The organism is Thalassotalea euphylliae, from assembly GCF_003390335.1.
Classification (GTDB): Bacteria; Pseudomonadota; Gammaproteobacteria; order Enterobacterales; family Alteromonadaceae; genus Thalassotalea_F; species Thalassotalea_F euphylliae_B.
In genome coordinates this window covers 2315160-2331273 of the sequence record NZ_QUOU01000001.1, presented here as the reverse complement: position 1 = coordinate 2331273, position 16114 = coordinate 2315160, and the positions used below count along the sequence as shown (strand labels likewise).

Below are 16114 nucleotides of genomic sequence, written 5' to 3'. Positions count from 1 at the left end.
TATTAATCCTTATTATGGCTGCATCTAAACCTGTACCTTTATATCCCACATACTTGGATCTACTTGATTTCGACTTTGAAGATTACCCAGAGCTTAACGACTTCTTTAGCGATCAGCCTAACTGGTGGCTTGAGCATTTCAATTGGGGAAAAGCTTATCTTGAATATGTTGGCCGCAACAAATCACCACATACCTACGACAGATTTAGAAATGAAGTTGAACGTTTCTTACTTTGGTCGTTTCTCGAAAAACAAACACCGATTGATCAATTACGCAAAGCTGACATTCTGGAATATGCAGACTTTTGTTGGCAGCCAGCTGTTAATTGGATTGGTACGTCTAATCAAGAACGCTTTAAAGTAGCTGCTGGTTATTCCTCGGCTAACGAGCATTGGGCACCATTTAAAGTACAACTTGCCAAAAGCCAGTCAAGCAAGCTTACCGCAAATGCTCAGCCGTTAGATGTTAATCAACTAAAAAAGAAATATCGACCGTCACAACAAACACTCACATCCATGTTCACTGGTATTATTGTTTTCTATAACTATCTGATGAGTGAAGAATTTTGTCTGGGTAATCCGGCACAAATTGCTAAAAAAGACTGCCGCCACTTTATTACTGATGTGCAAGTTAAAGACGTTAACCGTTTAAGCACTGCCCAATGGCAATATGTGCTTGATGTTGCTGTTGAAATGGCTGATGAAGATGCCGTTTATGAGCGGAACTTATTTGTGATTGCTGCGTTAAAAACCTTATTTTTACGTATTTCTGAATTGTCAGAGCGTGCGACATGGTCACCCATTATGGGGCATTTTTGGCTTGATGACGACGATAACTGGTGGCTAAAAGTTTTTGGTAAAGGTAGAAAGCTTAGAGACGTCACAGTGCCTGTTGATTTCTTACCGTTTCTTGAGCGCTATCGCTTATCACGCGGGCTTTACGGCTTACCATCGAGTAATGAAAATACGGTACTCGTTGAAAAAATTCGTGGTCAAGGAGGCATGACAGCTCGCCATTTACGCCGCATTGTTCAGGCGGTTTTTGATCAAGCTTACGATAAAATGCGCCAATATGAAGGTGAAAATAAAGCACTTAGACTCAAAGAAGCCACAACACATTGGCTAAGACACACAGGTGCAAGTATGGAAATTGAGCGCGGCCGTGAGCTCAAGGATGTTTCCGAAGACTTAGGACATGCCAGTATGGCGACAACTGACACGGTTTATGTTCAAACTGAAAATAAACAACGAGCAGCAAGTGGTAAAAAGCGCAAAGTGAATTAGTACTAAAAAACCAATGTTTTTATATGGCCATTTCCCTATTAACCCCCTATTGGCAATGTTTTGGGGAAATGGCCTATGATAAATCAGTAAAGCTAAGTCAAAGCAATACGATTAGCCGTTTGATTTTTTCCTGACTAGCGTGAATCTAGCCAATAGCATAAGTAGCAACACAAATAAACTTGTGTATGTGATACTGCCACCGCCCGACTTCTTACTATTATTTACTTGTTGCTCTCGCTGAGTGACAGTCACTTGCCACTGCCCAACTGCCCTATTGCCAGCGCTATCTTCAACGGTGTAAGCAATGCTGACGTTGCCAAAAAATTCTGCATTGGGTTTAAAAGTCGCATCGCCATTAGCGCTAAAACTAACGTTTGCGTGCTCAACTGCAATAAGGCGTAAAGTGTCTTGCTCGGCATCCGTATCGTTGGCAAGTAAGTTCACCTCGACCGATTGCCCTTGACTGATAACACTTTGCTCATTAGTGATCACAGGTGGTGTATTGACAGGAGGCGTATTTGGCATGATACGCAAATGCACCTTACCTTGGCTACTACCGCCTTTACCATCAGTGATAACGTAGTCCAATGTGGTTGTACCAAGATGATCTGTCATTGGCGTGTAATGCAGTTGGTTATTATCAACCTCTACCACACCAAAATCAGCATAGGCAGTGACAATCGTTAATGGATCATTATCCTCGTCAAGATCATTGGCGAGTGCGTCGATGGTGATCGCTTGGTTCATCACCAGATCAATATGATCATCATGTGCGACAGGAGCGCTATTGCCTGTTTTTATTGTGCTCACATAGCCAGGATCAATAATGGTGTGATCAGTTGTGTTATCACTGTCATTTGCACCACCATCCTCAAGCTGGATCTTAACGCACCAGTGCCCCGGCGTTAGTCCCGGTGTCCATACCTGACTTTTATTACTGCGCTCTGGCGGCGGGCAATAGCCAGGTTCACCAGCGGCAGATAAAAGTTTATTATTGGCATCTTCGACAAAATCGTACCAGCCCTGCTCTTTATTGTATTTGCGATAAACCGCATTTTCAGGGATCGGTTTGCGCTGCGGAATCGTGACAATAATATTCCCGCCGACTTGAGTTAACCCGGTCGCGACAAAGCCGAATAAGCCACCGACGTTGATAAAGTCATCATCATTGGGGAGCAAGCCGTTTAGATCACTCATGTTCATTAGTAAACCCGTCGCTTGCATTTGCTGAGCAAACTGCTCTTGACGTAAACAAATACCGGTTTCAGTTTCCATTAAAAATTTATCATCCAGAGTTTGCTGTTGCTGTACCTGACAGCCAGCAATAGCATCGAGATAATCAGCGATACCGTCGCCATCAGTATCAATATAGCCCTCGATATTATCTGCGATACCGTCACCGTCGCTATCGCGATCGGTTAATGTGGCAAGCTCGTCAACGACTTGGAAGAAAACAATAACACTTGTGGTTAACTCAGGATGGCCGTCAACAGTAACCGTCAATTGAAGGCTATACATCCCCTGTGCAAGCGCGCTTGGATCTAAGCTGAACGTTGTTGGAGACGCACTAGTGTTGACCAGCTCTGCACTAGAACTTGTCCATTGGAAGTTCAAGTTATCATTATTATCGGCATTGCTAACCGTCGCCTGCACAGTAATTTCACCGCCGTTGGGAGTAATCATCGAGGTGCGTTTACCATTTTGTAATATGGTTAACTCAACCATAGGTGCAACGCTTTGCTCGGTAATGGTTACCACTTGCTCAATATTGTCACCTAGGTTAATGCCATTGGTTAAAGTAATCACAAGCGTTTCATCACCTTCTTCCTGATCATCGTTGGCTATAACCAGGTTAATGTTGGTACGAGTACCTTGGCTAATCACTAGCTGACCTGAAACTAAATTGTGATCTTGATTATCGGCACTACCACTGACTGCATAGTCTATGGTGACTGGATAACTTGGCGACTCGCCATTAAGCACAACAGGTAAGCTAATTTCACTACCTTCACCAACGTCAATATCTTGCCCTAAGTTCACTAACGGCTCTATACAAACTACTTGCTGCGCAACTTTGCGATTACCGCTAGCATCTTGTGTTTGCCAAAGGACAGCGTGTTTACCCGGTGCGAATACTGGCTCGAGATTATCGACCAAAGCAACTGGCAAATTATTGCCCTGAGCATCGGTAGCACGAGCAACGCCTAACGTCACCCGAGTAAACAAGCCAGTTGCGTTCACACTGCTAACACCGCATAAATCATCCGGTACCGTTAGGACAATACCGCTGTTATTGTTGATGCTAATGGTGACCTGACCTTGGGCGGTATTTCCTGCTTGATCTTGAATCACGTAGTCAACCGTCACCACACCACTTAACTGATCGCTGGCAATAAAACGTAACTGATTATCAGTAATATCAGCCTGCCCTAACTTGGCGGCAACAGATACTAAGGTTAAACGATCATTTTCAGGATCTGTGTCATTGGCTAAAACATTAAGGATAAGTGTTTCACCTGCTGCTATGCTCGCACTGTCATTGACAGCAACAGGAGCGCTGTTGGCAACGCCATTGGAGTCTCCTGAACCGCTGTTATCACCGCCATTGGAGTCTCCTGAACCGCTGTTATCACCGCCATTGGAATCCCCTGAGCCGCTATTATCGCCGCCATTGGAATCCCCTGAGCCGCTATTATCGCCGCCGTTAGAATCTCCAGAGCCGCTGTTATCACCGCCACTAGAATCTCCAGAGCCGCTATTATCGCCGCCGTTAGAATCTCCAGAGCCGCTGTTATCACCGCCATTGGAATCTCCAGAGCCGCTATTATCACCGCCATTGGAATCTCCAGAGCCGCTATTATCACCGCCATTGGAGTCTCCAGAGCCGCTATTACCGCCGCCACTACTAGAGCCAGAGCCACTGCTAGAACCGCCCGGAGTTGGGCTAGCTGGTGCCACACTAATACTTACTGTCGCAGTAGCGGAATCAATATCACCATCATTGACCGTAAACGTAAAACTATCAGCGCCGAAAAAATTAGCATTCGGTGTATAAGTTAGGTTTGGTGCCGTGCCCGATAGCTGACCGTTACTCGGTTGGCTAAGTACAGCAAATGTCAAGATCTCGCCAGTATCAATATCACTGCCCGTTAGGGTAACCGCTTTGGCAGTATTGTGCGCTGTCGTTATGCTCTGATCATTGGCCACAGGAATGTCATTGGTATTCGTCACGGTTAACCTAAAACATTGCTCAGCACTGTCTATTTGACCGTCATTAGCAATGACACAGACATTTGCGTCACCAACATCTGCATTACTAGGTTGACCTGATAAGACAAAATAGTCAGGTTGAACTTTACGCACGCGATCACCTGATAATTCAGCAATAAAGAGATTACCATCATTATCAAACATCAAGCTTGTTGGTGAGCTGAGCTGAGCGAGACTAGGCTGTCCATCATCGCCGGAGTTGCCTGAACTGCCATCGCCTACTATAGTAGTCAGCTTTTGAGTGTTGGCATCAATTTTTAGGATGCGATGGCCATCAACGGATAAATACAAATTCCCCCACCGATCAAACGTAATATCTGAAGGAGCAACCAACTGGGCCGTTATTGCTTGACTGCCCTCGCCACCGCTGCCACCGCCAGCAATAGTCGATATTTTACCATCACTAGAAACCTTGCGAATACGCCCATTGACCTTGTCGGCGATATAAAGAGCACCTGCAGTATCTATGGTGAGCCCCGCTGGCGAATTCAGTGCCGCAAGCCTTGCAGCTAAGCCATCACCACTAAAGCCTGGCGTACCAATACCAGCAACCGTTTGAATTTTACCATCACTTGTTACCTTGCGAACGCGGTGATTACTCTGATCGGCAATATACAGGTTATCATCACTATCAAAGGCAATGGCCAACGGAGCATTAAGCATAGCCAATGTCGCTTGTTGATCATCGCTATCGTAGCCTGCGCCACCATTACCAGCGACTGTGGTGATAATCCCTTCGCTAATATCAAGTTTGCGAATACGATGATGACCACTATCAGCGATATACAAGTCGCCTAAACTGTCAAACGCTAAGCCGACAGGCTGGTTCAACTGTGCTTGGTTGGCCTGGCTGCCATCGCCTAAACTTGTGCCGCCACCAGCAACTATACTAATTGCGCCACTAACAAGATCTAATTTGCGAATAAGGTGGTTGTCAGTATCTGCAATATAAAGCTGATTAGCACCATCATAGGCAAGCCCTTGCGGCGCATTTAGCTGAGTTAAGTTGGCTGCACTGCTATCACCTAAACCCGTTTGGTTACCACCAGCAACGGTGCTAATAACCGATGACTTATTACTCACCGTTAACCAGCTAGGATTAGCGTCTTTTAAGCGAAGATTGAGCCTATCACTTTCAGGGTCACTGGCATAAATCGCCACACTATAGGCGCTATCCTCTCTCGCTGAGTTGTTGCCAATTGCATTAACAATAGGAGCATCATTGATTTCACTAACGCTAATATTAACTGTCGCCAGCGCTGAATCCGTGGTTCCATCATTGGCCTTAAAAGTAAAGCTATCACTGCCGTTGTAATGACTATCAGGCGTATAAGTAAGATTTGGAGCAGTGCCAGATAGCTGACCATAGCTAGGCTGGTCAATAACCCTAAAACTTAGACTATCCCCAATATCTATATCACTGGCCGTTAGCGTGAGCACTTTCGCGACATCTTCAGCCGTACTCACGCTCTGATCGTTGGCGACGGGAACATCGTTTGCGTTATCCACTGTAATCGTGACTGTGGCTAGGTCAGAATCAGCTAAGCTATCGTTAGCCTTAAAGGTAAAGCTATCACTACCGTGATAATTCACCTCAGGTGTATAAGTGAGATTTGGCGCTACACCCGTTAACTGACCATGGCTAGGTTGACTAATTACAGTGAATGTTAAGCTACTAGCGTCATCAATATCGCTAGCAGTTAAAGAAATCGCTTGGCTGCTATCTTCAGCAACACTTACGCTCTGATCATTGGCAACCGGAGCATCATTGGTATTGGAAACCGTAATGGAAACCCTTGCCAACTCAGAATCGGCATTGCCATCGTTAGCTTTAAAGGTAAAGCTGTCACTACCGTGATAATTAGCTTTAGGTGTATAAGTCAGGCTTGGCGCAGTACCTGTTAACTGTCCGTTACTAGGTTGCTCAACAACGGTGAACGTTAGGCTACTACCCTCATCAATATCATTACCCGTTAAAATGATCGCCTTGGCTGTATCTTCACTGGTGCTGACACTTTGAGCATTAGCCGTTGGTACATCATTAGCACTCGTGATGGTAATGGTAACTGTAGCTAATTCAGAATCCGCACTGCTATCGTTAGCCTTAAAGGTAAAACTATCGCTACCGTAATAATTTTCCTCCGGTGTATAAGTCAGGTTTGGTGCACTACCAGATAGCTGGCCATGAGCAGGTTGTCTTACCACGCTAAAATTAAGGCTATCACCAACATCAACATCATTAGCCACCAAGGTAATGACTTTGGCAGTATCTTCAACTGTAGTAACACTCTGATCACTGGCCGTTGGCGCATCATTGTTATTAGTGACGGTAACTGTAATGGTAGCTAACGCAGAGTCGGCTGTGCCATCGTTGGCTTTGAAGGTAAAGCTATCTCGGCCTGCATAATGGGTATCTGGCGTATAAGTCAAGTTTGGTGCACTGCCAGATAGTTTCCCATGAGTCGGTTGACTCACTAGAGAAAAACTCAAGCTATCATTATCAATATCACTACCCGTTAAGGTAATCGCTTTGGGGTTTTCTTCTGCGGTAGTTACGCTTTGATCATTAGCGACAGGAACATCATTAATGTTAGTGACCGTAATAGCTACTCTTGCCACTACAGAGTCAGTTTTACTGTCGTTAGTTTTAAAGTAAAAGCTGTCACTACCGACATAATTGGTATTGGGCCTGTAAGTCAGGTTGGGTAGTGTGCCAGATAATACGCCGTGAGTCGGTTGCTTAACTATAGAAAAATTTAAGCCATCGTTATCAATATCACTGCCCGTTAAGGTGATACCTTGGGAGGTATCTTCTGCAGTAGTGACACTTTGAGTATTAGCAATCGGCGCGTCATTAACACTAGTGATGGTAATAGTCACAGTGGCTACTCCAGAATCGGCGCTGCCATCATTAGCCTTGAAGGTAAAACTGTCCCTACCGTAATAATTCGCGTTAGGCGTATAGGTATAGTTCGGCGCGGAGCCTGTCAACTGGCCATGGCTAGGTTGGCTCACCAAACTGTAAACTAGACTATCGCCAACATCAATATCACTGCCCGTTAAGGTAATCACTTGCGCGGTATCTTCAGCGGTACTAACGCTTAAATCGTTAGCGATCGGGGCATCATTGGTATTAGTGACTGTAATAGCCACCGTAGCTAGCCCAGAATCGGCTGTGCCATCGTTGGTTTTGAAGGTAAAGCTGTCATTGCCCACATAATTAAGACTAGGCGTATACGTAATATTTGGTGCTGTACCCGTTAACAGGCCATGAGCTGGCTGACTCACTATAGAAAAATTTAAGCCATCATTATCAATATCACTGCCTGTTAAGGTAATAACCTTAGTGGTTTCTTCAGCGGTGCTCACCACCTGATTATTAGCAAGTGGAGCATCATTGGTATTAGTAACCGTAATGGTGACTGTCGCTAGCCCAGAATCTGCACTGCCATCATTGGCTTTGAAAGTGAAGTTATCGCTGCCGTGATAATTCGCGTCAGGTCTATAAGTAAGATTTGCGCCACTGCCGGATAACTGACCATGACTCGGTTGTCCAACAACAGTAAAACTAAGGCTATCGCCGACATCAATGTCGCTACCGGTTAAAGTAATCACTTTGGCAATATCTTCAGTCACGGTCACATTTTGAGCATTGGCGATCGGCGCATCATTGATATTGGTCACTCTGATAATGATGCTCCCAGCTTGGGAATTGGCTTCGCCATCATTGGCGATGAAAGTAAAAATATCACTGCCAACAAAATCCACAGCAGGCGTGTAAATCAGGTTTGGTGCCGTGCCAGCCAACTTACCATTACTCGGCTGGCTAACCAAGGTAAAGGTCAGACTCTCGCCGACATCGATATCATTAGCCGTCAAGGTGATCGCTTTGGCTGTATCTTCGGTGGTAACGATACTCTGATTAGTGGCGATCGGCGCATCATTAGTATTAGTAACCGTGATGGTGACTGTTGCTAGCGCAGAGTCAGCACTGCCATCATTGGTCTTAAAGGTAAAACTGTCATTGCCGACATAATTCGCATCAGGTGTATAAGTCAGATTGGGTGCTGTGCCAGTTAACTGACCATGATCAGGTTGGTTGACAACGCTAAAAGTGAAAGTATCGCCGACATCAATATCACTAGCCGTTAAAGTGATCGCTTTGGCAGTATCTTCCGCGGTGGTGACACTTTGACTATCCGCAATTGGCGCGTCATTCGTATTGGAAACCGTTAAGGTAAAACACTGCTCAGTATCCTGAGCGCCGTCATTAACAATTACACAGACATTGTCACTTCCTACCTCCGCATTGGTCGGCGAGCCAGACAACGCAAAGTGATCCTGTGTTACTTGGCGTATACGGTTGCCAGATAGTTCAGCGATATAGAGGTTTCCTCTGTTATCAAACGCTAGACTGGTTGGCAGCCTAAGCTGAGCGGAGGCTGGTGAGCCGTTGTCACCGCCATTGCCGAAACTGCCATTGCCAACCACCGTAGTGATGATATTCGTATGAACATCAACCTTTCGAATACGATTATCATCACCAGAAATGTATAGGTTTCCCCACCTATCAAGTATGACGTCGAAAGGAGTGACTAATTTGGCTGCAGTCGCAGAACCACCGTCGCCACCATTGCCACCGCCAGCAACGGTATTAATTTTACCGTCACGACGCGTGACTTTTCGAATACGATTATTGATATTATCAGCAATATAGAGATTTCCTACAGTATCTATGGTGATCCCTGTTGGGAAATGTAACTGAGCCGAGGTTGCTATCGAGCTATCACCACTAAAACCTGAGCTACCATTACCAGCAAACGTACTTATACTACCATCGCTTGCAACCTTGCGAATTCGGTGGTTAACCTGATCAGCTATATACAGGTTATCATCGTCATCGAAGGCGATATCTAGCGGTAAGTTAAGCGCAGCTAGTGTCGCCTGTTGATTGTCACCATTAAATCCCTTTACGCCACTACCTGCGACAGTGGTAATAATGTTTGAGCTAATATCAAGCTTGCGAATTCTATGATGGCCAGAATCGGCGATATACAAATTGCCTAAGCTGTCAAAGGCCAGGCCCGCTGGTCGGTTAAGCTCAGCTTGAGCAGCCTGGCTGCCATCACCTAAACCACTGCTGCCCCCACCGGCGACCACGCTAATAGCACCAGTGTTCAATGCTAATTTATAAACAAGGTGATTTGCAGTGTCAGCAATGTAAAGAAAATTGCTGCCATCATAAGCAAGTCCTTCTGGGGCGTTCAACTGAGTTAAGTTGGCGGCACTGCCATCGCCCAAGCCTGTCTGGCTGCCCCCTACTATGGTACGAATAGCAGCAGGTACATTGCTAACTGTCAACCAAGCTGGGAGGGAATCTTTTAAGCGTAGGGTTAATGCGTCCCCCTCAGCATCGCTGCTATTGACCGTCAAGTTAAAGCCCTGATCTTCTATCGCGTTAGCATCGGAAACAGGGAAAATGATAGGCGCATCATTGGTATTCGTAACCGTAATAGTGACTGTTGCTAGCCCAGAGTCAACACTGCCATCATTGGTCTTAAAGGTAAAACTGTCACTGCCGACATAATTCCCATCAGGTGTATAAGTCAGATTTGGTGCTGTGCCAGTTAAGCTACCGTGATCAGGTTGACTGACAACGCTATAAGTGAAACTATCACCAACATCAACATCACTACCCGTCAAGGTAATCGCTTTGGCAATATCTTCCGCTGTCGTCACGCTTTGATTGTTCGCCACTGGTGCATCATTAATATTAGTGACAGTAATCGTCACCGTTGCAGAGCTAGAATCAGTGGTGCCATCGTTTGTTTTAAAAGTGAAATCGTCGCTGCCAACGAAATTAGCATCAGGGGTATAAATCAGATTGGGTGGCGTGCCTGTTAAATTACCGTGGTCAGGTTGGCTGACAACGCTAAAAGTGAAAGTATCGCCGACATCAATATCACCGCCGGTTAAGGTAATGGCTTTTGCGGTTTCTTCTGCGGTAGTCACACTTTGACTATTAGCATTTGGTGCATCATTGGTGTTGTTGACCGTTAAAGTAAAACAATGCTCAATATCTTCAACACCGTCATTAACAATCACACAAACATCTTGGCTGCCGACATCGTCATTCGTTGGTGTGCCAGAGAGCCTAAAAGTTCTCGGAGTTATCTTTATAATACGGAGATGACCATTGTCAGCAATATAAAGATTACCTAGGTTATCGATAACCGCATCTGATGGCGACGACAACAATCCGGTACCACCATAAACCGTCTCAATAATATTGCTAGAATTTAAAACTTTACGAATACGGTTATTTGGCGCATCAGCAATATAAATATTATCGAAACGATCAACCGCTAAGCCGCGAGGGCGATTAATTTGTGCGGCAGTCGCCAGGGCGCCATCACCACTAAAACCTCGAGCACCTGTACCGGCAAATGTGGTAATATTTCCTGAAGTATCCACTTTACGAATGCGGTTATTTTGCCAATCGGCAATAAAAAGCTCACCCTTACTATTCTTCACGGCATCAAGTGGTCTAAACAAGCGGGCAGCCGTCGCCAGACCATTATCGCCACGAAAACCGCCAGAGCCATTACCTGCTGCTGTGGTAATGATACCTGTCGACAGTGAAACTTTCCGGATACGGTTTGAATTTTCGCTCGCAATATAAAGATCGCCATCACTACCAATCGCAACACTGCGCGGGGCATTTAATGCCGCTTGTGTGGCCAGACCGTTATCACCACTAAAGCCCGCAACACCAGTTCCTGCCACTGTGGTAATAATTCCCAAAGTATCGACTTTGCGAATGCGATGATTGTCAGAGTCGGCTATGTAAATATTGCCTGCACTATCTACCGCTACCCCCTTAGGGCTGCTTAAATTCGCTGCCGTTCCCTGACCACCGTCGCCACTAAAGCCCGCAACACCAGCAAAGCCTTTAGGACCTGATTTACCCTCACCTGCTACCGTAGTGATAGTACCTGCGCTATTAACCCTGCGAATACGATGATCACCAGTATCAGCTATATAAAGGTTACCTCGGCTATCAAGGGCGATACTCAGAGGATTGATAAGCCGGGCAGAGTCTGCTGGTATATTATCAAGGAGTGTAGAGCCTCGACCTGCAACCTTCGTCACCACAGATGGTACATCGGTAACGGTTAACCAATCGGGTGAGCCATCTTTTAACCGCAAAGTTAATGTCTTGCCATCGGCATCGCTGGCATAAAAAGTGGTATTGAGCGCTGAATCTTCGTCGATGCTTATATTAGTAAGACCATCAATCACCGGGGCTGCAATCGCTTTGCTGCTTACCAGTAAAAAAATTATCAGTAATGAGGTTAATAAACTAAGGTACGGAGGGGAAAAATTTCGCGCTACTTCAAAAAGGGGGTTTCTACAACACGACACAACAACATCCTCATACAACAATTTCATTATTTCATTGCAAGGGGAAACACCATCCCATTGTGATATGGCGATCCTAGCCTTACTTAGATTGCGTTTGTCGTCAGTAAAATCGCTGTATTTTAGTGCCCGCTAACTTAATTGAGCGCATAAAACCAAGATGCGTATTATTTTTGACAACAAGATCACAGCGCACAGAGTGTTTGTCAATCGGCCTGACAAAGCGCACGTTATTGAAACCAACCTCAGTGTTTAGTGATAGCTCGATGATTCAGTGAATGCAGCAAAGGTATGTATAACCCCAAATAGCATTAGTCAAAATATCGAGTTACATAATGTTTACATTTTATTTACCTTTAAGTAAACCCCCACTGGTAGGATTTTATACAATTAGTTGGTTTATCACCCACCGCTATGGGTATACCAGCAGCTAGGCAGTAGATTTTTCCTGTAACTGTTGAATTCCTGCCATGGAGGCACTATTTCAGGGGCCTGATGTACTGACAATCGAAATTTGAGAACAATGATGAAGCTTTATGTATTTGAACATTGCCCTTTTTGCATTAAGGCAATGATGTTGGTTGGTTTGAAGCAATTGCCTGTAGAAATAGTGTTTCTGCAAAACCATGATGTTGAGGCGCGAATTGCCATGGTTGGCCGTAACACGGTGCCGATTTTAGCCAAAGATGATGGTACTTTTATGGCTGAAAGCATGGATATTGTGAGCTATTTAGACAATTATGATAAAAAACCTGTGCTCTCACAGTCGATTAATTTAGCGAACATACAAACCTGGGAACAGACCGCCTACTCAAGTATTTTACCGCTACTTTTCCCCAGAACCCTGATGATCGATTTACCAGAATTTGCTTCAGAGCCTGCCCGTCAGTGGTTTAGGGACAACAAAACCGCGATGCTTGGCAGAAGCTTTGAAGCCGCCTATGCCGATAGTGATGAATACCTGGTGACACTCAATCACCAACTAAGCTTGCTTGATTGGCTAGTTTTACCGTCTGAACGCGCAAATACGTTAAGTTATGATGATGTTCACTTTTACCCAACGCTGCGCAACTTAACCCTTATTAAGGGGATTCGCTTGCCTGTCAAAGTGCGCCATTATATCGATGAAGTCACTCAGTTAACCGGTATACAATTATTTGATGAGGTCGCCGTTTAGTTGCTGTTTAGGTCTAAGCTTGAAGAACTTAAAAGCCTAAGCTTGGCTCGCAAGCTTAGGCTGAGATGAGTGGTAACTCACAGCTATCATTAACATAACGGCTGCCGAGCTAAGATTTGTGGCTTTGTGCTATGACGAAGGATTAGCTATACGAGTATGATGGGCTAGCTACTGCTGGTTGATATTTGCCTTTAACGCCAGTGCCGGATCTAAACGCACATTAAACCAGTTTACGCGCCAGTCTAAGTGTGGCCCCGTTGAACGCCCTGTTGAGCCAACCGCAGCGACTACATCGCCTTGCTTCACTTTGTCACCAACTTTCACATAACTATCGCTAAGGTGCAGAAACGTCGAAGAAATGCCATGGCCATGATCGATGATCATGGTACCACCCGAGTAAAACATATCCGGTACATTTAACGTGATCACGCCATCAGCTGGCGCTTTTACGGGATCGCCTTTTTTCCCCGCGTAATCCAAACCATAATGTGGTGTTTTCGGTACGCCATTATAAAAGCGCTGGCTGCCATAAACGCCAGTCACTATGCCTTTAATGGGCGCAGCAAAGCCATCAGCAAAAGCGGTTAAATTACTATCTTTCGCCCTCGCCGCTTTCACTTGCGCACTGTCTTTCTTAGCACGTGCAACTGCTTTGGGATTAGGTTTCATGATACTTTTTTTAATCCCGTTGATACGCTGAATTTTGTATTCACGGCCTTTTGGGGTTAGTGTTTTTTGCTCTGTCGTACCGTCAGGGTTCGTTACTAGCAATTGGTAACTGGTATTATCATCACGGCTAAAACCAAATGCGAATTGGCCTTGTTTGCTGACTTTCAGCATTTTGTCGTTTAGCTTAACGACAGCGCCCGGTGTCGCTTGACCAACAATTAAGCCACCTTGAGAAACTTCACCCGACAGTGTTAGTTTAGCAACAGCAGGAAAAGCGGTTAAGCTCGCCACTGCCAATGCAGAAAGTGTCAACGAAAACAAACCTTGCTTAAACATTGGCAATCGCTCCTTTCCCTACACCTTCATAAGCAACCACTTTGATAGTATCGTTTGGATGTTCTGCTTTTAATTGGCGACCAATATAGTCGGCGAGCAATTCAACCGTTGAATCACAATCAACCACTTCCAACACATGCTCTTGCACCGCGATATCAAAACGGCCTTGCGGCGCCATATAAGCAAAGTATTGATGTTCAGGCTGTAAATTGTCATGCGCAAATGCAGATAATTCAATTTCTTGTTTGCTTACTTTATCTTCAATTGAAGCTAAGTAAATGTCGCGCCAACGTTCACACCAGTAAGCTTCTAATTCAGTATCAGCTTGATCATTTTTGAACAAGTTTATTTTTGAACGGTGACCATGAGCGATACGTTGACAGTTACCATCATGCTTTTTAAGGCCATGGGTATAGTGATAAAAATCACTTGGAATGACTTCAGGTCGTAAGTTGATCGAAAGACCTTTTACATTATCCGGTAGCTGCTTTTGGATTACTTCAATCAAGTGTTCTGTGACCGCTTCAATGGTAATGGCATTGCAATCTAATTTCGCGAAAGCACATTCGGGTGATTGTAAAAAATAACTCGCTCGTTCACAGATAAAATCAACAAATTCATGTCCTTCGCGACTATCTGAGTTGGTTACGTGTAACTTTTCTGAGCCTATTGGTAACAATAGCTTATGGTCGACCGCATCATCGATAATGGCTTTGATTTGCTTTTTAACGACGCCGAAATCAAGCACCATACTCATTTCGTTTAAATCGCCATCTAATAGCACATCAACAATCCAGCTTTCGCCGACAATGCCGCGTTGCTCACACAGGTATGAAAAATCAATAACGGTTAAGTCGTTAACAAATAATTGCATTCAGTTTTTCCTCAAGTTAAACGACCAGTGTTTAACCTTTTACCTGCCAAGTCATTTGTTCACCCGCTTTAATCGGTACGACAACATCAGAGCCGAATGCCATGGTCTCTGGCACATCCCACGCCAATTTTTCTAACGTGATCGTATCGCTGTTAACTGGCAAACCATAGAATGTTGGGCCATTTACACTGGCGAATGCTTCTAATTTGTCCAATGCATTTTCTTGCTCGAACACCTCGGCATAAAGTTCAATTGCAGCATGTGCAGTGTAAGAGCCTGCACAGCCACAGGCGCTTTCTTTCGCATGTTTGGCATGTGGTGCAGAGTCGGTACCTAAGAAAAACTTCTTATTGCCACTAGTGGCAGCTTCTACTAAGGCTTGTTGGTGAATATTGCGTTTTAAAATTGGCAAACAGAAAAAGTGTGGGCGAATACCACCAACCAGCATATGGTTGCGGTTATAAAGTAAGTGGTGCGCTGTAATGGTAGCCCCAACGTTATCACCTGCCGCTTTAACAAATTCAACCGCTTGTTTAGTGGTAATGTGCTCTAACACAATTTTTAGATTAGGGTGTGCTGCAACAAGTGGCGTTAAGATGGTTTCGATAAACTCAGCTTCGCGATCAAAAATGTCAACATCCTGTGTGGTTACTTCACCATGTACTAATAGCAAGATGCCTTGACGTTCCATTTCGGCTAATACGTCTTTGATGTTCGCTACGTCGGTCACGCCTGATGCAGAATTAGTGGTCGCACCTGCCGGGTATAGCTTACAGGCAAATACCAAACCGCTATTTTTCGCATCGATAATATCTTGCAGTGTCGTATTATCCGTTAAATAAAGCACCATTAGTGGTTTGAAGCCTTCACGCGGCTCGGCGGCCATAATGCGATCATAATATTCTTGTGCAAGCGCAGCATTAGTTACTGGTGGCACCAAGTTAGGCATGACAATCGCTCGACCAAAGTAGCGGCTAATATCAGTTACCGTGTTGGGCAGCACCTCGCCATCGCGCAAGTGCACATGCCAATCATCTGGTCGAGTAATAGTTAAACTTGTCATTGGTTATCCTTTCGTTTATC

6 protein-coding genes are annotated in these 16114 nt (G+C 44.9%); 2 read left to right on the top strand and 4 right to left on the bottom strand.

Annotated features, from left to right (window positions below; genetic code table 11):
- Positions 1-14: 14 nt before the first annotated feature.
- Positions 15-1283, top strand: coding sequence for a tyrosine-type recombinase/integrase (locus tag DXX93_RS10195; protein ID WP_116008006.1), 1269 nt, complete (start codon positions 15-17; stop codon positions 1281-1283).
- Between the two features lie 111 nt (positions 1284-1394).
- Here DXX93_RS10195 and DXX93_RS10190 read toward each other — a convergent pair whose 3' ends face one another.
- Positions 1395-11855, bottom strand: coding sequence for an Ig-like domain-containing protein (locus DXX93_RS10190; protein WP_181902195.1), 10461 nt, complete (start codon positions 11853-11855; stop codon positions 1395-1397).
- 643 nt (positions 11856-12498) lie between these two features.
- On the opposite strand from DXX93_RS10190, the gene grxB reads away from it, so the two are divergent.
- Positions 12499-13152, top strand: a complete 654-nt coding sequence (grxB, locus tag DXX93_RS10185) for a glutaredoxin 2 (RefSeq protein WP_220347566.1) — start codon at positions 12499-12501, stop codon at positions 13150-13152.
- A gap of 168 nt (positions 13153-13320) precedes the next feature.
- Here the strand turns inward: grxB and DXX93_RS10180 are convergent, their stop codons facing one another.
- From DXX93_RS10180 to pyrC, 3 genes are read right to left on the bottom strand one after another with little or no spacing between them, the layout of a single operon-like run.
- Positions 13321-14157 (bottom strand): M23 family metallopeptidase, encoded by an 837-nt coding sequence (locus DXX93_RS10180; protein WP_116008003.1) that lies wholly within the window; start codon positions 14155-14157, stop codon positions 13321-13323.
- The gene (locus tag DXX93_RS10175; RefSeq protein ID WP_116008002.1) at positions 14150-15031 is read right to left on the bottom strand and encodes a 6-carboxytetrahydropterin synthase; all 882 of its coding nucleotides are present in this window, start codon (positions 15029-15031) and stop codon (positions 14150-14152) included. The genes DXX93_RS10180 and DXX93_RS10175 overlap by 8 nt, the downstream gene beginning before the upstream one ends.
- Before the next feature lie 31 nt (positions 15032-15062).
- On the bottom strand, positions 15063-16094 hold the full coding sequence (gene pyrC / locus DXX93_RS10170) for a dihydroorotase (protein ID WP_116008001.1): 1032 nt from the start codon (positions 16092-16094) through the stop codon (positions 15063-15065).
- Positions 16095-16114: the final 20 nt, after the last annotated feature.

Coding starts and splice junctions, on each gene's coding strand:
- DXX93_RS10195 (WP_116008006.1), top strand. CDS start 15: ATGGCTGCATCTAAACCTGTACCTTTATATCCCACATACTTGGATCTA.
- grxB (WP_220347566.1), top strand. CDS start 12,499: ATGATGAAGCTTTATGTATTTGAACATTGCCCTTTTTGCATTAAGGCA.
- DXX93_RS10180 (WP_116008003.1), bottom strand. CDS start 14,157: ATGTTTAAGCAAGGTTTGTTTTCGTTGACACTTTCTGCATTGGCAGTG.
- DXX93_RS10175 (WP_116008002.1), bottom strand. CDS start 15,031: ATGCAATTATTTGTTAACGACTTAACCGTTATTGATTTTTCATACCTG.
- pyrC (WP_116008001.1), bottom strand. CDS start 16,094: ATGACAAGTTTAACTATTACTCGACCAGATGATTGGCATGTGCACTTG.